A 19,509-nucleotide genomic window follows, 5' to 3' on the forward strand; every position below is an offset into this window, starting at 1 on the left:
GGTGTAGATCGGGTGGCGAACGAGGCCGTAAGGCCCGGTGTCGATGACGCGGTGCTCGGCCTTGGCGGTGACCGTTCCCGACCACAGCCGGCCAAGGTGCAGCCGCGCCCACCATGAGAAGGCGAGGCCGATGGCGATCAGCGCGACGCAGGTCCAGGCCACGGCAAGGTTGGGGAACCACAGGCGAAAACGGCCGACATAGTTATGCGCCGGAATGAACAGCAGGATTGTGCCGAATATCAGCACCGCGCGGTACGGCGCCTCCGCCTGAAAGCCGGCGCGCTTCATTGCCGGGGCGGCCCAGAGCGCCGCAGCGGCCCACGATACCGCCCAGATCAACCAAAGCAGCGCGATTGCCGTGCCGGGGCGCATCACGAACCTCCGTCAATTTATCTGGACGTTACCATGAGGCCGGCTCGGCGCGGCAGCAATACGGCGCTGGTTCCATTTCCAGTAAGAAGATCGTGATCCTCGCCCTCATTCGCCCGAACAGCTGAACATCCACTGCACGCCAAAGGCGTCGACCAGCATGCTGAAAAAGGTTCCCCAATATTGCCTTGCCAGGGGCACGGTGATCCGTCCGCCTACGGCCATGCGGGCGAACAGCTCCCGCATGACGGCCAGGTCATCGAACTCCAGCATCATGGCGGAGCCTTTCATCGGCTCCGCATCGTCATTGTCGGAGGCATGGAACAGGACACCCGGACCTTCAAACCGCGCATGCAGAATTTTTCCGCGCATAGCTTCGGTCCGCACCGGCATGTCGTTGTCGCCCCAGCGCAGCAGGATCGTCCCCCGGCCAAAACCGCATTGTTCGTAGAAGGCCAATGCCGGTTCGCAGCCGGTGGTGAAGAACAGCGAAGGGGAGAGCCGCATCCTACCGCTCCTTGCCAGATCAGTGCGCGGCGGCGGTGGCGGCTGCGATGAGCGCGTCGCCTGAGTATTGCCTGTCACCAATGCCCCAGCCGCCGTCGGGCGCGTTGACGATGTTGATCCAGGTGTTTTCAGGTCTGTGGTCCGGCACGCAGAGCTCGGCGACAATCACGGCGGCGGCGAGGATGAAGTCCTTGCGGGCTTCGACCGAGCCAAGGCCGATGTTCGGCAATTTCAGTTCGACCATGACGACCGGCCGATTGGCGCCACCGGCATAGATGTGGTGAGGCGGTAAAATGTGGACCGTGCCGCCGACGATCGCGGTGAAGAAAGAATTGCCGGTGGCACCGGAGGCTTCGATGAGGGCGGCGCTGAGGCGTGGCAGGATTTGGCGCTCTCCGGCCGGGGTCAGTACGCCTTCGGGGGCGGTCACGGTGATTGGCATTCGGCTCTCCTCGTCCTCGGGTTGCACGGCCTTGCCAGTCGGATTGTCTTCCCGGCTTGCCATGTTTCGTATCGATTGGTACGTTATGCGTCGGAGGCGAGTCAACAGGTTTCGTATCGATCGCTATGGATAATTTGGAAAAGCCGCGCGGCGGCAGGCCGCGTGCGTTCAATGCCGATCAGGCACTGGATGCGGCGATGCACCTGTTCTGGGAGCATGGCTATGAGGCGACGTCGCTGGCCATGCTGCGCGAGGCGATGGGGCTGACGCCGCCGCAGATTTACAACGCCTTCACCGACAAGGAGACCTTGTTCCGCAAGGCGCTGACGCGCTACCACCAGACCGAGATCGGCTTTGCGCTGGATGCGCTGAGCGCGCCGGTGCCGACGCGGGAGGCGATCCGGCGGTTGCTGCTCGGCGCGGCGGAGGCCTATTCCAGGCCCGGCAAACCCGGCGGATGCCTGTTCGTCAGCGGTGCGTTGGCGGCCTCGCCGCAGGCGCAAGCCATTGCGGATGAACTCAAGGCCTATCGCAAGGCGAGCGAAGCGGCGATCGCGGAACGATTGGCCAAGGGCAGGGCGATGGGCGACTTTCCTGAAGCTCTCTCGGTCGAGGGCTTTGCCAAATACCTCGCCGGTGTCATGAACGGCATGTCGATCCAGGCGCGGGATGGCGCGTCGGTCGAAGAGTTGCGTATTTTGGCCCAAACCGCTCTTGCGGCTCTGCCGGCCGAAGGGCAAAACCAGGGCGTGTCATCCAAGGACTGAAGCCATGCTGGATCTCTTCCCCGAGGCCGAAAAGCCGGTCGAAATCATCCCGGCAAAGAAGCTTTCCGCACACGCGGCCGCTCTCTATGTCGCGCCGTCAGATCATTTCGAGACGCGTCCGGTGGAGGAGTTGCGGCTGGGCTTCGACGGCATATCGGGTGATTTCCACGCAGGCGCGACGCGACGCTCGGGCGGCCGCGAGCCTTGGTATCCACGCGGCACCGAAATGCGCAACGAACGGCAGCTGTCGATCGTGGCCGTGGACGAACTCGCCATCGTCGCCGAACGGATGGGCTTGGCCCAGATCAAGCCGGAATGGATCGGCGCCAATCTGGTGATCGAAGGCGTGCCGCATCTGTCGATGCTGCCGGCCGGCACGCTGCTGTTCTTCAAGGGCGGCGTGACCCTCAAGGTCGACGCACAGAACGGACCATGCCGCATCGCCGGCCGGTCGATCGCCGAACATGCCGGGATGGCCGACATCGAAGCCGGTGTGCTGTTGTTCCCGAAGGCGGCCAAGCGCCTGCGCGGCGTGGTCGCCTGGGTGGAAAAGCCCGGGACGATCAGGGCCGGCGAAGAGATTTCGGCGCGGGTGCCGGAGCAGTGGATCTATCCCACCTAGATCGGGAACGGTGCGGCTGCGCAGCCCTTGGCCGCGCAGCCGAGGCCCTGTCAGGCAGCCTTGCGGTTCTTCTTGGCGCCTTGCGCCATGATGGAAACCTCATCCCACTTTTCCCAGGTGGCGAGGCGGTTGGCGTATTCCTGGCGGATCATCGGCAGGCCGCCGTCGCCGAAGAATACCCTGAGCGGCGGCTCGGCGGCGTCGACGATGGCCAGCATCGCCGGGCCTGTCGCCTCGGGATCGCCGGCGACCGAGTTGGCGCGGCGCTCGGCCATCCTGGCGCGGGCGGGCGCATAGGCTTCGATCGCCTGGGAGACCTTGGCCGACGGGCCGGCCCAGTCGGTGGAAAAACCACCCGGCTCGACCAGCGTGACATGGATGCCGAATTCCGCGACCTCGATGCTCAGCGATTGGCTGAAGGCTTCCAGTGCCCATTTCGACGCGTGGTAAAGGCCGAGCGAGGCAAAGGCGTTGACGCCGCCGATCGACGAGATCTGGATGATGTGGCCGGACCGCTGCGCCCGCATGATCGGCAGTGCGGCCTGCGTGACCCAGAGCGCGCCGAACACGTTGGTTTCGATCTGGTCGCGAGCTTCCTGCTCGCTGACTTCCTCGATGGCGCCGAAATGGCCGTAGCCGGCGTTGTTGATGACGACGTCAAGCCGGCCAAAGCGCTTGTGCGCTTCGGCAATCGCGGCATCGACGGCTTTCTTGTCGGTGACATCGAGCTTTATCGCAGCGATGTTGTCGCCATATTCCTCGACGAGATCGGCGAGCGTGCCGGCATCGCGGGCCGTAGCGGCAACGCGGTCGCCACGTGCCAACGCGGCCTCGGCCCAGACGCGGCCAAAGCCCTTCGACGATCCGGTGATGAACCAAACCTTGTTTGTCATGATGTGGAATCCTTGCCCCTGCGGGCGCAATTTTCTGATGAAAGCGGAGGCTTCTCCGCTTTCGGGCATATACGGCCTATCCCGCGATTTTCCAGAGGCGAGGGGGAACTTTTTTGAATGAGACGTCTGGCGTCAGCGATAATTCACCGCACTCGACCACGCCGGATCGTCGTGCTTTTGCCAATAGAGCGCCATCAGCCGGCTGGTGACCGGTCCGACTTTGCCGCCGGCGATCGCTGCGCCGTCGATCTCCGTCACCGGCATGATGCCGCCGGCGGTCGAGGTGATGAAGACCTCGTCGGCTTCGCGCAGCGCGGCGACGCTGACATCGGCGGCCGTCGCGGCAAGGCCTGACTCGGCACAGAGATCGAATACGGTGCGCCTCGTTATGCCCGGCAACACGCCGATGGCCGGCGTCGACAATTTGCCGTCCTTGACGCAGAAGACGTTGAAGCCCGGGCCTTCGGCGACGTTGCCGTTGAAGTCGAGAACCAATGCGGTCTCTGCGCCGCGGTCATAGGCATCGTAGAGGCCGCGCACCAGGTCGAGCCAGTGGTAATTCTTGATCGCTGGGTCGATCGAGACCGGCGGAATGCGCACCTTGTCGCTGATGGCGACGCGCAGGCCGCGCCGCAACTGCTCGGCATTGGCGACGGAGCCGAACGGCACGGCGAACGCCATGAAGCGGTTGATCGCCTGGCGCGGGTCGCGGCTGAAGCTCGGCGAGGCGCCGCGCGTGCACAGCATTTCGACATAGGCGGCGCGATGGCCCGACAAGGCCACGCAATCGTGCAGGATCTCGGCCACGCCGTCGCGGTCGAAGGGTATCGTCATGCGCAGTTTTTCCAGCCCGCCGAAGAAACGGTCGAGATGCAGATCAAGGCGAAAGAAGCGGCCGTCCCAGACATGCACGGTGTCATAGGTGGCGTCGGAATGCAGGAACCCCCAGTCCAGCACCGATATCTTGGCTTGCGACATCGGCAGATACTGGCCGTCGAGGAAGGCGATGCCGTCGGGATAGGAATGCGGGTCAACGTGATGCTCGCTGACCGTGGGCAGCGGCTTCGCACCCTGTTTTGCCGTGGTCTGGTCCATCGGGGCCTCCTCTCGCGCAACGGATCAGCAGGCTATCGGCGCCAGGGAGAAGGCATAGAGCCACCTGCCCGGCGCTGTTTGTCCTTCAGGACGATCCGGCCGTGCTGACGAGGTGGTTGCGACGTGTCATTCTTCGTCGTCGTCGGCGTCAAGCAGCCGTGTCGCGCGCCAGCGGGTCAGCACCACGTTGGTCTGCTCGATGACGAAGAAACGCGCCGAGTCGCGGTCATAGCCGTCGGTCAGCAGTTTCTCGTAATCGGTGTGCATATGGCGGATATGGGCAATCGCGGCCAGCCACACCGCGATCGACGGCGGCAAGGTTTTCATATGCACCGAGCCGGCATCCGTGCGGATCTTTTCCATGTCGGCATAGGGCGCCAGCGGCAGAAGCGCTGTCAGCGCCTTGGCGATGGCGCGGCGGCGGCCTGTCGGCGCGGTCATCGCTGACTCCGATCGGATTCCTCTCGCCCCTCAACGGTCGCCTCGGCAATGGCATCGGTCGAGGCGAAGTAAGGCTTGATGTCGAGAACCGGCGTGCCGTCGAGCACGTCGATGGCGTCGAGATCGACGCGCCCGGTGGTGATGTCGAGTCCCACGAGCCGCGCCACATGCAGGCCGATCGGATTCGGGCGGGCAGGGGAGCGCAGGCCGAATATGCCTTTGGCTTCAGCCGCATGGCGCGGTTTCTGCACGATCAGATTCCGCGGCGCGTGATGCAGCCAGGACAGGATGACGACGTGACTGGCCCGCTCCAGGCCGCGCAGGCCTTCGCGATAAGGCGCATCGATGGTGAGCATGGCGGGCTGCCCGGTCTCACGCGCAGCGCGCATGTTCTTCGGGCAGCTTTCCCGCGTCGTCCATGGCGAGGCGATGCGGCCGATGAAGACGACGCCGGCATCGGGCGGCATTGTTGCCGGATCATGGTCCAGCCTCCGCTCGCCTTCTCGTGTCTCGAACATCTCACGCGGTCCGGTCATTCTACCATCTCTTGCTGGTGCATGTCATCGCCCCAAAACCGTTGCGCACTTTTGGGAGATATGCGCCGGGAAATCACGCATGCGGCATTTTCTTGTCCGGAAGCGACATAGCGCTTGCAAGGTTTTGAAAATCGACATAAACATATGTTTATATCTTTTTCAAAGTGAATAGCTGAAAAGAATACGCTGATGCACGTCTCACTCGACACCATGGTGGACACATTGAAGGCGGCGGCCGAATCCAGCCGCCTGCGCATACTGGCATTGTTGTCGCGCGGCGACCTCACGGTTTCCGATCTTACCGAAATTCTCGGCCAGTCGCAGCCGCGTGTCTCCCGGCACCTGAAGCTGTTGCTGGAGGCAGGGCTGATCGGCCGCTACCAGGAAGGCTCGTGGGCCTTCTTTCGCCTGTCGGATGCGGATTCCGCGCGTGACTTCGTCATGGGGCTGGTATCGGGCATTCGCGGTGCCGATCCGCAGGTCGAGCGCGATCTGGAGCGGCTGGCCTCGGTCAAGCGCAAGCGGCAGGATCGCGCCACTGAGTATTTCTCGGTGAACGCGGCGAGCTGGGACCATATCCGCTCGCTGCACGTGCCGGACCGCGCCGTCGAGGCCGCCATGCTGAAGCTGGTCGGCAAGCGGCCGTTCCAGTCGATGCTCGATCTCGGCACCGGCACCGGGCGGCTGCTCGAAATCTTCTCGCCGCTCTACCGGCGCGGCATCGGCATCGACATGTCGCGCGAGATGCTGACGGTGGCGCGCGCCAATCTCGACAAGGCCGGCGTTTCGAACGCGCAGGTGCGGCAGGGCGACATCTTTTCGCCGCCGGTCGAGCGCGACGCCTTCGATCTCGTCACCATCCATCAGGTGCTGCATTACCTCGACGATCCGGCCCGCGCCATCCACGAGGCGGCGCGGCTGTTGCGCCCAGCTGGCAGGCTGGTCATCGTCGACTTTGCACCGCACACGCTGGAGTTCCTGCGCGAAGAGCATGCCCACATGCGGCTCGGCTTCTCCGACCGGCAGATCGGCGAGTGGTTTGCCGAGGCCGGCCTCGACCTCGAGGACGCCCAGGAGTTCGAGCCGCGCGGCGGCAACGAGGCCAGGCTCACGGTAAAACTCTGGCTTGGCCGCGACCGGCGCCTGCTGATCGCCGATCCCGCCAATGACAGTCAGCAGACCAAAGTGACCTCGATAGGGGAAATCGCCTGATGAACCAGTTCCGTTTTTCCCGCCGCCCCGACATTGGCGACAAGGTCCGGGTTTCGTTCGAATTCTTCCCGCCTAAGTCCGACGAGATGGAGGCAAGGCTCTGGGACACGGTCACGCGGCTGGAACCGCTGAAGCCGAAATTCGTCTCGGTGACCTATGGCGCCGGCGGTTCGACGCGCGAGCGGACCGCGCGCACCATCAGCCGCATCCTGCAGGAAACCAGCTTGACGCCGGCCGCGCACATGACCTGCGTGGACGCTGCCCGCCATGAGGTCGATGCGGTCATCCAGGAATTCGCCGACATGGGCGTGAAGCGCTTCGTCGCCTTGCGCGGCGATCCGGCCGCAGGTGTCGGCACCGCCTACCGTCCGCATGCGGACGGCTATGCCAACGGGGCTGAGCTGGTCGGCGCGCTGAAGGGCGCCGGCGACTTCGACATCTCGGTCTCGGCCTATCCGGAAAAGCATCCGGAAAGCCCTGACTTTGCCACCGACATCGACATGCTGAAGCGCAAGGTCGACAATGGCGCGACGCGGGCGATCACCCAGTTCTTCTTCGACAACGATCTCTATGAACGCTATGTCGAGCGCGCGCGCCGCGCCGGCATCTACATCCCGATCGTTCCCGGGATCTTGCCAGTGCACAATTTCACCCAGGTCGCTAATTTCTCGGCGCGCTGCGGTGCGCTGGTGCCGGCATGGCTGGCCGAGCGCTTCGACGGCCTGCAGAACGACCCGCAGACGCATGCGCTGGTGGCGTCAGCCGTGGCCGCCGAACAGGTGCTGGACCTGGTCGAGCGCGGGGTGGGCGACTTCCATTTCTACACCATGAACCGGGCCGACCTGGTGTTCGCGATCTGCCACATGATCGGCATCCGTTCGCATGAGGCCGAGGTGGCGGGGTCGGCCGCGGCATAGGCACGCTGAATAGCAAAAGGCCGGGTAAAAACCCGGCCTTTCGAATTGTCTGGACTATTTGGTGCTGGTCTTCCCCGGTTTGGCGGGTTCAGGGAAGGACGCCCATAATGAGGGCGCCGATGAAAGCAAACGCAGCACAGATCATCAATGCGTTGATTGGCCTCGTAAGTCCCATGACATAGCCTCCTCTTAAAGAGCTATGAGTGGGAGTCTAGGTTCATTTGTGCCACAGGCAAGCGGAAAATGTGCTGCATTGCGACGTAATTGTGGAATTTGCGACCCCGGTTTTGCCGTTAGGCTTTGAAACTCCTGCGCAAAAACCCGCTTCAGGCCTGTGAATAAATTGTGGCGACGGCGTGTCGTTGCTGTGTCATGGCAGCGCTACCCTTTTGACAAATAGCCGCCCATCGATGGTGACAAGGCCAAGTGCGATCAGCACTACACCGCCGATCTCGAACAGTTCGAGCCGTTCGCCGAGGAACATGAAACCGAGCAGCATGGCGCTGGCCGGCACGATGAGCGTGACCAGCGAGGCGTTGGTGGCCCCGGCCGAGGCGACGAGGTTGAAATAGAGGATGTAGGCGAAGGCGGTGGACAGCAGCGCCAGCGCAAAGACGGCTGTCCATACGGGCGGCGAGGCCGAGAACAGGCCGACCGGGCCATGGGCGAAGAGCACGATCGGGATCATGATGATGGTCGAGGCGGTCATCTGTCCGGTGGCGATGACCGGCGAGGGCACGCCCTTGAAGCGGCGTGCGACCATCAGAGCGATGCCATAGGACAGCGAAGCGCCGATCAGCGCGAATTTGGCCCAGACCGGGCCGCCGAGCCCGGCGAGCAGGCCCGGTCCGATCATCACCGCGGTGCCGGCAACGCCAAGCGCAATGCCGGCAAGCTTGTTCCAGGAGAGCTTCTCGTCCGATGTCAGCGCATTGGCGAGGATCAGCGTCCAGAACGGCGTGGTGGCATTGAGCACCGAGGCGACACCGGCGCCAAGCTTCGTCTGGCCGGCAAAGATCAGCGAGAAGGGGATGACGTTGTTGGTGAAGGCCAGCATGAAGAACAGGCCGGCGTGAGGCAGGGCGAGGCGGAAGGAGGGGCCGCGCAGGCCGAGATAAAGCTGCAGCGCGATCGCGGCGATGGCGACGCGAAACAGCACCAGCACCAGCGGGTGAAGTTCCGCCACCGCTATGCGGGCGAAGAAGAACGAGCCGCCCCAGATCGCACCGAGCAGCAGCAATTGCCCCCAGTCGGTTAGCGTCATCGGTCCGCGTGGCGGTGCTGTCGCGGCCATTGCCATGTGAATCATCCTCCTCCAAGACGGGCTGAAATGCCGGTCTGAATCCCGACCGGTCAGGCAGATGGCATATCGGGTTCGGCGGCAAGGGCCACCCGAAACCTGATCGATGGCAAACGCTGCCCCAAAACTAGAGTCGCTGCGCCGGGCGCACGAGACACAGAATTGTTTTCATTGGCCGCTAGCTTGGATTAATTGTGCGCAGGCCGAAGTCGAGGATTCGTCAATGCAACGATTCGAGAATGCCCGCGAGGCGGCTCTGGCGCTTCGCCCGGACGATCCGGTCTATTGCTTCCGCCCGCAGGTGCTCAAGGCCGACGCCAGGCAGTTCATGGGCATGTTTCCCGGCAAGACCGCCTATGCGGTCAAGACCAATGGCGAACAGATCGTGCTGAAGACCCTGGTCGAGGCTGGTGTCACTGCCTTCGACGTCGCTTCGCCGGGCGAATTCGCCGCCGTGCGCGCCGTCTCGCCTGATGCCGAGATGCTCTATATGCACCCGGTCAAGGCGCAATCGGACATCAAGCTGGCGCTGGAGAAATACGGCATCCGCGTCATCTCGCTCGACCATGAGGACGAGATCACCAAGCTGACGCGCGTGGTGCGGGCGCTCGATATCGATCCGGGTGCGATCAGCGTGTTCGTGCGCATCCAGACGAAAGGATCGGCTGCTTACGAATTGTCGAAGAAGTTCGGCGCCGGACCGGCTTATGCGGTCGAGCTCGCCGAGCGGCTGAACCGCACCGGCTACCGGGTTGGGCTTTGCTTCCACGTCGGCAGCCAGATCGAGGACCCCGACACCTATGAACGGGCGCTGGCCTCGGCCGACTGGGTGCGCAACCGGCTGACCTTCGATATTGCCGGGCTGGATGTCGGCGGCGGCTTTCCCGCTGAATACGGCCATGATCCCAACCGCAAGCAGATCGAGATGCCGTCGCTCGGCCAGATCATGTCGCGGCTTTCCGGCGACCTGAAGGAATACCAGTTCGACCAGATTCCATTGGTGGCGGAGCCAGGCAGGGTGATCGTGGCGCGCTGCCTGTCGCTGATCGTGCGGGTGCTGTTGCGCAAGGGCAAGCGGCTCTACATCAATGACGGCATCTGGGCGTCGTTGTCGGATTCATGGACCGGCAAGATCACGCTGCCGGCCCGCTTCATTCCCGATCCGGCGATCCGCTCGCGCAATGGCGAGGAAAAGAACATCGTGCCGTTCAAGGTCTGCGGCGCGACCTGCGATTCCGTCGATATCCTGTCCCGGCCATTCTGGCTGCCGGAAACCGTCGACACCGGCGACTGGATCGAGATCGGCCATATCGGCGCCTACTCGCTGTCGCTCCGGACCCGCTTCAACGGGTTCTATCCCGACACATTCGTCGAGGTGACGACGCCGTTCGACGAGGGCGACGCGCCGCAGGGCTTTGCCAGTTTGGAGACGATGGCGGATTAGCGAATAGGGAATAGTGAGTAGCGAATAGGGCATTATCTTCCTCGCTACTCGCCATTCACAACTTTCCCAAGAGCTCCGGTGTCGGCCAGCCGTCCACGGGCATTCCCAGCCGCATCTGCTCCTTGCGGACGGCTTCGCGGGTGTTGGTGCCGAGGATGCCGTCGACCGTGCCGACATCGTAGCCCCTCGCTTCGAGCTTGGTTTGCAATGCCTTCATCTGATCATTGTCGAGGCCTGGTTCAGGATTGCGCGGATCAAGCGGAGGTGCGCCGGCGAGCCTTGCCGCGAGGTTGGCCGCGGTCAGCGCATAGGTGAAGGACTGGTTCCATTCGAGATAGACGTCGAAATTGTCGTAGGTGAGGAAGGCCGGGCCCTTGCGGCCCATGGGCAAGGCGAGGCCAGCCTTGAGACCCTTGTCGACGAGCGGCGAGCCGTCGGGATTGGTGATGCCCCACTGCGCCCACTGTGTCAGCGGCAATTTGTTGGTGCGCCCGGTCTGGTCCCACGGCATCTCGTCGGGCACGCGCACTTCCTGGATCCAGGGTTCGTCACGCTTCCAGCCGCGCGACAGCACCTTGTTGGCCGTGGTCATGATCACGTCGGGCGCGCTGCCGCGCAGGTCGATCTTGCCGTCGCCATCGCCATCGACGCCGCGGGCCAGATAGTCCGAAGGCAGGATTTGGGTCTGGCCGATCTCGCCGGCCCAGGCGCCGGTGACATCGGCCGGCAATACGCCGCGATCAATCAGTTCCAGCAGCGGCACGAGCTGCTGCCGGAACAGTTGCGGGCGGCGGCAATCATGCGACAGTGTGACCAGCGCGCTCAGCGTGTGGAAATCGCCCTGCACGGCGCCGAAGTCCGTCTCCAGTGCCCAGAAGGCGGTGATGACCGGCGCCTGGACGCCGAACTGCTGGTCGGCGCGGGCGAAGACATCGGCGTATTTCTTCATGTTCGCCGCACCTTGCTTCAGCCGGTAGGCCGAGATCATGCGGTTGGAGAATTGGACGAAGGTCTGGGTGAAGACGCCCTGGGCGCGGTCGCGCGCCAGCGCCCTCTCGTCGAAGTTGGCATCTTCAAGCGCATCTAGGCCGACAGGGCCGACGCCTGCCGCCTTGGCCTCGGCCGCGACGCCCTGTTTCCAGGTTTCGAAGTCGCCGCCGCATTCCTGCGCCACCGCCGGCAAGGCCATGGCGCACAGGAACAGCGCCGCGAGGGCTCGAGAACGCAGTCGCATCGGCTTCCTTTCGAAACGAAGAGGGGTAATGTGGTGGCTTGCCGGTAAGCCCAACGCCCTGAATTACCGGCGGTTGCACTCATTACCGCTGGCTGTGTCGAAAAGCAGGCGGCAGGCCCGGTGTCAACGGTTCTTCTGCCGCAGCCCGTTATAGAAGGTGATATCAGCGGGTGTTCTGCCGCAGCCACTTGTTCCAGGCGGCTTCGCTGCCGTTGAACACGTTGATGTCGGACTTGCCGGTCATGCCGGGAACGATGCCCGTGCCGGTGTACTGCCAGAAGGTGAAGGGGTGGCTGCCGTACTTCTCGCGCGGGTGGCCGGCGACGGAGCGCAGCCAGTAGGGATAGCCGCGGAAGGTCGACAGTTCGTTGTCGTCGAAGAAATCGACCGAGGTGTAGATGATCGGCTTCTTGCCGTAGTGCCGCTCGACGATTTCGAGGAAGGTGCTCATCTCCGCGCGCACCGTGGCCGCGTCCGGGCGCAGCCTGCAGGTCGGCGATTTCGGGTTCCATTCCATGTCAAGGACCGGCGGCATCGAGGAGCGGTCGACGGGGACATTCTGGATGAACCAGCGCGCCTGGACGGCCGCCGGCGTGCAGAAGTAGAAGAAATGATAGGCCGCGCGTGGGACGCCCGCGGCTCTGGTGCGCGCCCAATGCTCGTTGAAATATTCGTCGAAGCGGTCTCCGCCCTCGGTCGCCTTGATGAAGGCGAAGGAAATGCCGCTCGCCCTGGCTGCCGGCCAGTCGACCGAGGCCTGATACTTGGAGACGTCGGTGCCATGAACGGCATAATTCCACGGCGCCCCGCTGTCCCATTCATGCGGCTTGGAATCGCCGAAGCGCGGCGCGCGTACGGCGACCGTCGCGCTGCTGGATGGCGACAGTGGCGAGAGATCGTCCACGGTCGAGCAGGCGCCAAGCAGCGTCAGCATGAAAAGAGCCGCAAGACGGCGCATCACAACTTCCAAGCCGGATTCAGCCGGTCGCTGATGGGTCTGTGAATCGATGGCCGGTTTGGCCCCCTCCGAGCGATCGCCCCACAGCATCGCCCAGCATATCCATTTTCGTGCATATCGTTGTCCCAAAATCGCTGCGCAGCTTTGGGCGACACGCATCCATGTGATCGCCGATCATGGTTGATAATCGGTTGACGGCGCTCGACATGAGCTCCGATTTTGCGGAAGCAATGGCGGCAAATCGATGACATAAGGTTCGGGCGACAGCCTGGGAGGAAACAAATGCGGATCGTCGTCAAGATCGTCAAATGGCTGCTTGGCCTGAGCGTGCTGGCGGTCGCCGCTTTGTTTGCCTGGCTTTATATCGCGCCGCCGGAATTGATCCGCGTCGGCTCGGGCTATTCGGCCAAGATCGTCTGCTCCAATGTCTTCATAGCCGGGCGCGACCCCAACGAGGTGCTTGCCGTCGACGTGCAGGCGCCGGGCCATCCACTGCTGCGGCTGATGCGGGTTTCGGTCGACAAGAACCGCGGTACCGTTTCCGCTGGTTTGCTCGGCTTCCTCGGCAAGAGCGTCGCCGTCGCCCGCGACGGGCTGGGCTGCGCCTCCGTTCCGGACGGCGATGTCGGCAAGGCGCGGCGCACGGCCGTCCATGTCGAGCCCGCCGCGACCAGCCGGGACACGCTGTGGCCGGAGGGCGAGCGGGTCGACGCTTCACAGGATCCAGTGCTTAGCAAGCTGCTCGACGATGCGGCGCTGACCGGCGCCGGCATGCGGGCGATCGTGGTGGTCAAGAACGGCCGCGTCGTCGCCGAACGCTATGGCGAGGGGTTTTCCGCCAAGACGCCGTTGCTCGGCTGGTCGATGACCAAGACGGTGAATGCCGCCATCATCGGCACGCTGATCAAGGACGGCAAGATGACCATCGACAACAAGGGCCTGTTCGCGCCGTGGAAGACAGATGGCCGCGCCGCGATCAGCCTTGCCGACATGATGGCGATGTCGAGCGGGCTGGAATTCAACGAGGATTACGGCGACGTCGCCGATGTCACGCGCATGCTCTATCTCGAACCCGACATGGCAAGCTTTGCCGAATCCAAGCCGCTGACTGGCGAAGTCGGCAAGGTGTTTTCCTATTCGAGCGGCACGGCGGTGATGCTGTCGCGGCTCTGGCAGGACGCGATCGGCGACAAGGCCAAGGCGCTGACACTGCCGCGCAGCGCGCTGTTCGAGCCGCTCGGCATGCACAGTGCGGTGCTCGAAACCGATGAGCAGGGCACATTCGTCGGCTCGTCCTATCTCTACGCCACCGCGCATGACTGGGCGCGCTTCGGCCAGTTCCTGCTGCAGGGCGGCGTCTGGAACGGTAACCAGATCCTGCCGGCCGGCTTCGTCGACTGGATGCGCGAACCAGCACCGGCGTCCAATGTCTACGGCAAGGGCCAGTTGTGGATCGAAGCACCCGGCGACGAGGAGAAGCCTGGCGCTGGTGTCGCAGCGGGCCTGCCCAAGGACACTTACTGGATGCAAGGTCATGACGGGCAGACCGTCACCATCATCCCGTCCGAGCAGTTGGTGGTGGTACGGCTCGGCCTGACGCCTGCCAAGCTCGGCTACCGCCCGCGGACGATGGTGGGAGCGCTGGTAAAGGCATTGCATTAGAACGCGGCGGGGCCGCCGGTCGCCTCAAAGTCCTGTCTATGCAGCCGTCGCCAAAGGCTTGGCGCGATCGACACGCGCGCGCTCGTCGGGCGAATTCATAACCGCCCAAAGATCGCTGCGGCGTTGGACGTTCAACCAGAAGTCCGGACTGTTGCCAAACACCCGCGCCAAAATGAGCGCAGTCGCCGCCGTCACACTGCGGCGGTCGTTGCACAATTCGTTCACGTGCTTGCGTTGAACGCCCATCGCGTCGGCCAAGGCTGCCTGTGTCAGGCCGAGCGGCTGCATGAATTCTTCCGAGAGAATTTCACCAACCGTTGCCGGCTTGCGTGCAGTCATCAACATGTCTCACCTCACTTATAACCGTGGTCGTCCAGATAGATGTCCGACGCCTCACCGCGGCCGCCATCCCAGCGGAAGACCAGCCGCCATTGCTTGTTGACGCGGATGGAATGGAAGCCTTCGAGATTGCCGCGCAACTTCTCGAAATGATTGCTTGGTGGCACACGCAAATCCTGATCGACCATCGCGTCGTCAATCATCTGGAGCTTGCGGAACAAGCGGCTTTCGAGGTCGGACGGAAGATTGCGGGAGTGGGTATCTTCTACGAAAAAAGCCCGCAGCCATCCGTCCCTAAAGCCGACGATCATCACATGCTTTCAGCAGCATGGAGATAATGTACCACTCCTTGGGTCATCAGGCAATCTATCTTGCTGAGCGCGGTGGCTATCGTCTCACTGAGGGGATTGATCCCGATGGCTGCTATTTTTCAAATGGCGATCTTGATCACAGCCAGCCACGCGTAGCCGCGATAAAGGGTGCGAAAATGGAAGCTTGCATCGGTTCGCCGGGATTCCGATTCCAGCACCTCGCGCAACGACTCACGTGGCGTGACGTGGAATTTTCTGAGCCAGCCGCGCAGCAACGTCCGGAACCAGCCGGGTAGGCCTTCCTGCTGGCCGAAGTCGACGATATGCAGCGAACCGTTGGGGGCAAGCGCTGCCAGTGCCGCAGACACCGTCTTCTCCCAGCCGGGGATCATCGACAGCGAATAGGACACGAAGACGCGGTCGAAGCGTTCGGTGCCGAAGAGCGCGCCGGCATCGAAATCGGTCGCGTCGCCTCTTGCCAGCGTGACGCGGCTGGACAGGCCTTTGCGGTCGATCGCCTTGCCGGCCGTCTCCAGCATCTCGGCCGAAATGTCGAGGCCGAAGAAGCGGGCATCGGGATAGCGACGGGCGGCCAGGATGATGTTGCGCCCGGTGCCGCAGCCGAGTTCCAGCACGCTGCCGCCTGCTGGAACATCCAGCCCTGAAATCAGCCGGTCGCGGCCGAGAAGGTAATATTTGCGGGTCAGGTCGTAGATGTGGCGCTGCCAGCGGTAGACGCCGTCCATCAGTTCGGCATGGTTGGCCTTGAATTCGGGGCTGGCCGGCAGTTCCGTCGTGCTCATGCCTGACGCTTCACATAGAGGTGGAAGCCGCCATAGATGGCCGAGCGGTCGCGGGCCGAGAAGTCGCGCGATGCCTCGTTCTGGTAGTCCCATTGGTCGAGCAACGAAGTGGAGACGCGGCCCGGCAACAGGCTGGGCTCGGCGGCGGTGCGGAAGATGACGCGGGCGCCGGTGGAGGCGGTGCGGGTGATTTCCGACCACAGTGCATTGAGCTGGTCGTCGGTCATCCAGTCCTGGGCGTCGAGCAGGATGAAGCGGTCGACGGTGCCGGCATCCTTGCCGGCCAGGAACTCGATCAGATTGGCATGGTGGATGGCGACGCGATCGATGTTGCCGCGGATGGTGTCGTAGTTATGCTTTTCCAGATAGGCGGGCAGGGCGGCTTCGCCGGGCTCGGGATAGCGGCGGGCGAAAGCCTGCCAGGCGAAATAATTGTTTTCCAAGGGAAAATCGCAGGCGAGTTTTTCCAGCCGGGCCTTCAGCACGCTGGCCATTGTGCCGTCGCCGGAGGTGATCAGGGAATCGTACTGCGCCGGCGGAATGCCGAGGCCGAACAGGGAGGCCTTGCGCGAGGTCGCCCATTTCAGAAGCTTCCTGTCGAAGACCGGCGCCAGTTCCTCGTTGAAGAAGCGGCGCTGTTCGCCGATGTTGCGGGCCTGCATGATGCCCGCTGGGTCGACGCCGAAGAATTTCGCCGTGCGGTGGCCCATGGCGATGAACAGACCGAGCAGGCCGGTCTGGTAGAAATTGCGGTCGAAGACACTGATGCGCCTGATGCCGCGCCAGTTGCGGCGCTCCCAATAGTGACGGCTGACGGGGTCAAGATGCGGCGCGATGAAGCGGTCGTAGGCTTCCGAATTGTGGCGGGTGTCGGCGGCGCCGAAGAAGCGGAACAGATCGCCTTGCGAGGGCAGACGACGCACCGCCTCCAGCTTCATGCGGTTCAGCGCGATGTGGGCAGCGTTGAGGTCGACGGCGTCGACCCTTGCCGGCGAGCGGGTGAGGTAGGCCAGAATGTTACAGCCGCCCGAGGCGATGGTGACGACGCGGTGGCCCTGGCCAAGCTGCATGGCCTCCATGTCGACATCGGGGTCTTCCCAGATCTGCGGATAGACGAGGCCGGAAAACAGGAAGGCGAACAGCCGCTCGGAAATGCCGGCTTTCGAAAGCGGGCGGTTCTGGTAGACGGCCTTTCCAACTTCCTTGCCGCGGCGAAAAACCAGATCCGAGGAGACGTCCGTCATGGCCAAGTGATTCCCCATTTGCTTTGCCGCAAGCGGGTAACCCAGGGTCATGACAGGCCGGTGACAGTCGGTTGACGGGGGTTCAGGCCTTCAAATCCGATGAGGGGCGAAGCCGACGCGGCGCAGGTCCCGTTATCTCGTTGAGATAAAGCTCTTTGCTCTATGGGCAGCGTCGGGGGGATAACTACGCTTTTACAGCGTTAATTACCCAGAAATCCGAAGCCATGCTTCCATCGGTCAGATAAGCATATGGCATGAAGAAGTAGCCCTTCTTGCCGACACTGGCTCCCCAGGAATTTCTGATTTTGAAAAGGCTGGTTGCATTGTCGTATCCGACACACATCACGGCATGGCCACCGATTGCGCTATCGTTCGCGCCGGGCAGGGGAATGGTCGCCGGCCTGGGATTTTGAGAATACCAGCTGTCAAATACGGTGAATCCGAAGACAAACGGATATCCTGCCGCAAGGCAACCTCTCAGCTGATTGAGGATTGGGGTCAGCCGTTGATAGCTGGTAATGACATACTTGCTGGCGTCGTCATAGCAAGCCTTCTTGGGCGGGGTCGCCGGCTTTGAATTCTTGGGAAAAGGGCCGCCGTCGTAAGCGGCGGGCGTGTCGTCGTATGGCCATTCCGCTTCCGGGCAGGCTCCCTGTTTTTGCAGGGTTCTTATCCCGTCCCTGATCTGCGCTCCCGCGTCATTCGCGACATGACCTTCGATCTTGCGCTCGTTGTAGTAGATAAAGAGTCGCGACGGCACGAAATCGGGCATCTGCTTGCTCTTCAATCGGTCAAACTGCACCGCACCGGCCAGCGCGTTGGCTGTACAGGATCCAATGCGGCCCTGATCATAGATCGGAAACTCTGGCTTGAGGTCCACTGCTGCTGGAAGTGCCTTCAATACAGGGAGTGGGGCGCTGTATAGTTGATCTCTCGGATCTGGAAGATCCCTTACCCACCCGAGGCCGCTGATTTTTCTTTCTGTCGGAGCCGTAGTTGACGTGACGTTCTTGGCCATGGAAATCTCCCCCTCCTGCCGTTCAAAATAATACGCTACATCGAAACGATATTTACTTCTATAGTAACCAGTTGCCTGCGGTGGTATGTTGCTGTGGCTATGTGATAGAAATAATCATTATTTACAATAAAATATTGGCGCGCCTTAATGGTCCTATAGAGGCGATCACTTGCTTGTGATTTGTCATTTTTCTTCATAGATGCATCCTTATTTCAAGAGGGGATAAATGTCATGATCGCTGACCGTTCTTGGGTTCAGAGAAATCTTGGATTCGATCCACTCCGTGATCCACCGCCAGCGACAACTTTCGCTGTTCCATCTATCGCGAAGTCGAAGGGTACAGAGGATTTTCAGCGAGAGATCATAGAGTTCGACTCTGAATCTTCGTCGGGGCTGCAATTTCTTGCGTTTACAAAATCCACCGGCCTATCCCGATACAAGGACATTCCATGGCCGCAAGGGTTGGCTCCGCAGACAGCCGGCAACGCAGGCGGTAGCAGCGGCGGTCCTTTGCCCAAAGCGGATGTCCTGGTGGTGACCTGGACCGTCGATGAAGGCCACGCCTTGAGCCGGGTACTTACCCCGGGCAAGGACAGCCGCGACGACTATCTTTCCTATACTCATCGATTTGCGGAAATTTCCAAGAACATGCGGCCTGGGTGCCCAGCCCTTCAAGCCAAGCGTCTCGGGGCCTATTGGACGACAACCATCGGCGGGAAATCCGTCGTGGTTTTTAAGTCCGATTCCCATATGTCACAAGACGGTCCGAAGGTACCGAATATCGAAGTCTGGCGGCAGATCATCGAAGAAGTCGCACCCAAGCTGGTGATCACGACCGGAACTGCGGGCGGTATCGGTAAGCAATTCGAGGTCGGTGATGTCGTGGTGAGTGCGCTGGTTCGCTTCGATTGTCTTGCCAAATTCAAGAAGGAGCCGTTTGCGGGCCTTCATTATGCAAGCGCTGTTGCCGATACCAAATACTTCGCCAAGGCACGGCAGCTGTTCAAAACCAACGCATCGCAGCTGCCGCAAGACAACACCCGGGTGCCCAAGATTTTTGTTGCCGCGCCAAGCGCGCTGAAATCGTGCGTGGTCACGACCGATTTCTTTGGCTTTGACACCTCCGATAATCATTACCACCTCCAGGGCCTTGGAGCTGTTTCGGAAATGGGTGACGCCATCCTTGGATTGGTCGCTTCGGAAATGGGCCCCGCGGCGCCGCGCTGGCTCGCGATCCGGAATGTTTCCGACCCTCAGATCAAGGCGGACGGTTTGACGCTCAAACAACAAGCCACTATGGCCGCGCAAATCTACAAAGGTTTCGGACGGTGGAGTTCGATCTGCAGCGCGGTCACCTGCTGGGCCAGCATCGTCGCCGAATAGACGGGAAAGGTG

General features: G+C 62.3%; 22 protein-coding genes. 7 read left to right on the forward strand and 15 right to left on the reverse strand.

The features are described from left to right. From FJ978_RS30190 to FJ978_RS30200, 3 genes are all read right to left on the reverse strand, one after another. Positions 1 to 372: isoprenylcysteine carboxylmethyltransferase family protein (locus FJ978_RS30190; protein ID WP_140576392.1), on the reverse strand; the 372-nt coding region annotated here is incomplete at its 3' end. Between the two features lie 105 nt (positions 373 to 477). Continuing rightward, positions 478 to 876: a glyoxalase/bleomycin resistance/extradiol dioxygenase family protein gene (locus FJ978_RS30195; protein WP_140576393.1), complete on the reverse strand. Its 399-nt coding sequence runs from the start codon at positions 874 to 876 to the stop codon at positions 478 to 480. A gap of 19 nt (positions 877 to 895) precedes the next feature. Further along, positions 896 to 1,318 carry a tautomerase family protein gene (locus FJ978_RS30200; protein WP_140576395.1) on the reverse strand — a complete coding sequence of 141 codons (423 nt, stop codon included), beginning with the start codon at positions 1,316 to 1,318 and terminating at the stop codon, positions 896 to 898. Positions 1,319 to 1,443: 125 nt separating this feature from the next. Here FJ978_RS30200 and FJ978_RS30205 point away from each other — a divergent pair, with 125 nt between their 5' ends. Together FJ978_RS30205 and FJ978_RS30210 are read left to right on the forward strand one after the other, a co-directional pair. Further along, entirely contained in the window at positions 1,444 to 2,085 is a 642-nt protein-coding gene (locus tag FJ978_RS30205) for a TetR/AcrR family transcriptional regulator (protein ID WP_140576397.1), read from the forward strand. 4 nt (positions 2,086 to 2,089) lie between these two features. After that, a complete protein-coding gene (locus FJ978_RS30210; protein ID WP_140576398.1) occupies positions 2,090 to 2,707 on the forward strand; it encodes an MOSC domain-containing protein in 618 nt (205 codons plus the stop codon). Between the two features lie 50 nt (positions 2,708 to 2,757). On the opposite strand, the gene FJ978_RS30215 is transcribed toward FJ978_RS30210, so the two are convergent. From FJ978_RS30215 to tsaA, 4 genes are all read right to left on the reverse strand, one after another. Next, the gene (locus FJ978_RS30215; protein WP_140576400.1) at positions 2,758 to 3,600 is read right to left on the reverse strand and encodes an SDR family oxidoreductase; all 843 of its coding nucleotides are present in this window, start codon (positions 3,598 to 3,600) and stop codon (positions 2,758 to 2,760) included. A gap of 132 nt (positions 3,601 to 3,732) precedes the next feature. After that, positions 3,733 to 4,695, reverse strand: coding sequence for a D-amino acid aminotransferase (locus FJ978_RS30220; RefSeq protein WP_140576401.1), 963 nt, complete (start codon positions 4,693 to 4,695; stop codon positions 3,733 to 3,735). Between the two features lie 126 nt (positions 4,696 to 4,821). Further along, entirely contained in the window at positions 4,822 to 5,136 is a 315-nt protein-coding gene (locus FJ978_RS30225; protein WP_140576403.1) for a DUF2293 domain-containing protein, read from the reverse strand. Next, complete coding sequence (tsaA, locus tag FJ978_RS30230; protein WP_140576404.1) at positions 5,133 to 5,672, reverse strand: tRNA (N6-threonylcarbamoyladenosine(37)-N6)-methyltransferase TrmO; 540 nt, start codon at positions 5,670 to 5,672, stop codon at positions 5,133 to 5,135. Before tsaA ends, FJ978_RS30225 begins: the two co-directional genes overlap by 4 nt. 189 nt (positions 5,673 to 5,861) lie before the next feature. On the opposite strand from tsaA, the gene FJ978_RS30235 reads away from it, so the two are divergent. Next, complete coding sequence (locus FJ978_RS30235) at positions 5,862 to 6,884, forward strand: metalloregulator ArsR/SmtB family transcription factor (RefSeq protein ID WP_140576406.1); 1,023 nt, start codon at positions 5,862 to 5,864, stop codon at positions 6,882 to 6,884. Beyond that, positions 6,884 to 7,801, forward strand: coding sequence for a methylenetetrahydrofolate reductase [NAD(P)H] (metF, locus tag FJ978_RS30240; protein WP_140576407.1), 918 nt, complete (start codon positions 6,884 to 6,886; stop codon positions 7,799 to 7,801). The genes FJ978_RS30235 and metF overlap by 1 nt, the downstream gene beginning before the upstream one ends. Before the next feature lie 370 nt (positions 7,802 to 8,171). Here the strand turns inward: metF and FJ978_RS30245 are convergent, their stop codons facing one another. Then, on the reverse strand, positions 8,172 to 9,101 hold the full coding sequence (locus FJ978_RS30245; RefSeq protein WP_140576409.1) for a DMT family transporter: 930 nt from the start codon (positions 9,099 to 9,101) through the stop codon (positions 8,172 to 8,174). A gap of 223 nt (positions 9,102 to 9,324) precedes the next feature. On the opposite strand from FJ978_RS30245, the gene FJ978_RS30250 reads away from it, so the two are divergent. Next, positions 9,325 to 10,545 carry an alanine racemase gene (locus FJ978_RS30250; RefSeq protein WP_140576411.1) on the forward strand — a complete coding sequence of 407 codons (1,221 nt, stop codon included), beginning with the start codon at positions 9,325 to 9,327 and terminating at the stop codon, positions 10,543 to 10,545. A 55-nt stretch (positions 10,546 to 10,600) separates the two neighbouring features. On the opposite strand, the gene FJ978_RS30255 is transcribed toward FJ978_RS30250, so the two are convergent. Together FJ978_RS30255 and FJ978_RS30260 are read right to left on the reverse strand one after the other, a co-directional pair. After that, entirely contained in the window at positions 10,601 to 11,779 is a 1,179-nt protein-coding gene (locus tag FJ978_RS30255; RefSeq protein ID WP_140576412.1) for a lytic murein transglycosylase, read from the reverse strand. Positions 11,780 to 11,942: 163 nt separating this feature from the next. Further along, complete coding sequence (locus tag FJ978_RS30260; protein ID WP_140576414.1) at positions 11,943 to 12,737, reverse strand: GH25 family lysozyme; 795 nt, start codon at positions 12,735 to 12,737, stop codon at positions 11,943 to 11,945. Between the two features lie 282 nt (positions 12,738 to 13,019). Here FJ978_RS30260 and FJ978_RS30265 point away from each other — a divergent pair, with 282 nt between their 5' ends. Continuing rightward, on the forward strand, positions 13,020 to 14,399 hold the full coding sequence (locus FJ978_RS30265) for a serine hydrolase (protein WP_140576415.1): 1,380 nt from the start codon (positions 13,020 to 13,022) through the stop codon (positions 14,397 to 14,399). Between the two features lie 36 nt (positions 14,400 to 14,435). Here the strand turns inward: FJ978_RS30265 and FJ978_RS30270 are convergent, their stop codons facing one another. From FJ978_RS30270 to FJ978_RS30290, 5 genes are all read right to left on the reverse strand, one after another. Further along, positions 14,436 to 14,744: a HigA family addiction module antitoxin gene (locus FJ978_RS30270; RefSeq protein ID WP_013894649.1), complete on the reverse strand. Its 309-nt coding sequence runs from the start codon at positions 14,742 to 14,744 to the stop codon at positions 14,436 to 14,438. Positions 14,745 to 14,752: 8 nt separating this feature from the next. Further along, positions 14,753 to 15,049 carry a type II toxin-antitoxin system RelE/ParE family toxin gene (locus FJ978_RS30275; RefSeq protein ID WP_140576417.1) on the reverse strand — a complete coding sequence of 99 codons (297 nt, stop codon included), beginning with the start codon at positions 15,047 to 15,049 and terminating at the stop codon, positions 14,753 to 14,755. Between the two features lie 119 nt (positions 15,050 to 15,168). Continuing rightward, positions 15,169 to 15,852 carry a class I SAM-dependent methyltransferase gene (locus tag FJ978_RS30280; RefSeq protein WP_140576418.1) on the reverse strand — a complete coding sequence of 228 codons (684 nt, stop codon included), beginning with the start codon at positions 15,850 to 15,852 and terminating at the stop codon, positions 15,169 to 15,171. Then, the gene (locus FJ978_RS30285) at positions 15,849 to 17,147 is read right to left on the reverse strand and encodes a DUF3419 family protein (protein WP_140576420.1); all 1,299 of its coding nucleotides are present in this window, start codon (positions 17,145 to 17,147) and stop codon (positions 15,849 to 15,851) included. The genes FJ978_RS30280 and FJ978_RS30285 overlap by 4 nt, the downstream gene beginning before the upstream one ends. A 133-nt stretch (positions 17,148 to 17,280) precedes the next feature. Next, on the reverse strand, positions 17,281 to 18,114 hold the full coding sequence (locus FJ978_RS30290; RefSeq protein WP_140576421.1) for a C1 family peptidase: 834 nt from the start codon (positions 18,112 to 18,114) through the stop codon (positions 17,281 to 17,283). Between the two features lie 231 nt (positions 18,115 to 18,345). Between FJ978_RS30290 and FJ978_RS30295 the strand changes: the two genes are divergently transcribed. Continuing rightward, positions 18,346 to 19,497 carry a hypothetical protein gene (locus FJ978_RS30295; RefSeq protein ID WP_140576423.1) on the forward strand — a complete coding sequence of 384 codons (1,152 nt, stop codon included), beginning with the start codon at positions 18,346 to 18,348 and terminating at the stop codon, positions 19,495 to 19,497. Positions 19,498 to 19,509 lie beyond the last annotated feature (12 nt).

This window comes from Mesorhizobium sp. B1-1-7 (genome assembly GCF_006442705.1).
In the GTDB taxonomy this organism is placed as follows: domain Bacteria; phylum Pseudomonadota; class Alphaproteobacteria; order Rhizobiales; family Rhizobiaceae; genus Mesorhizobium; species Mesorhizobium opportunistum.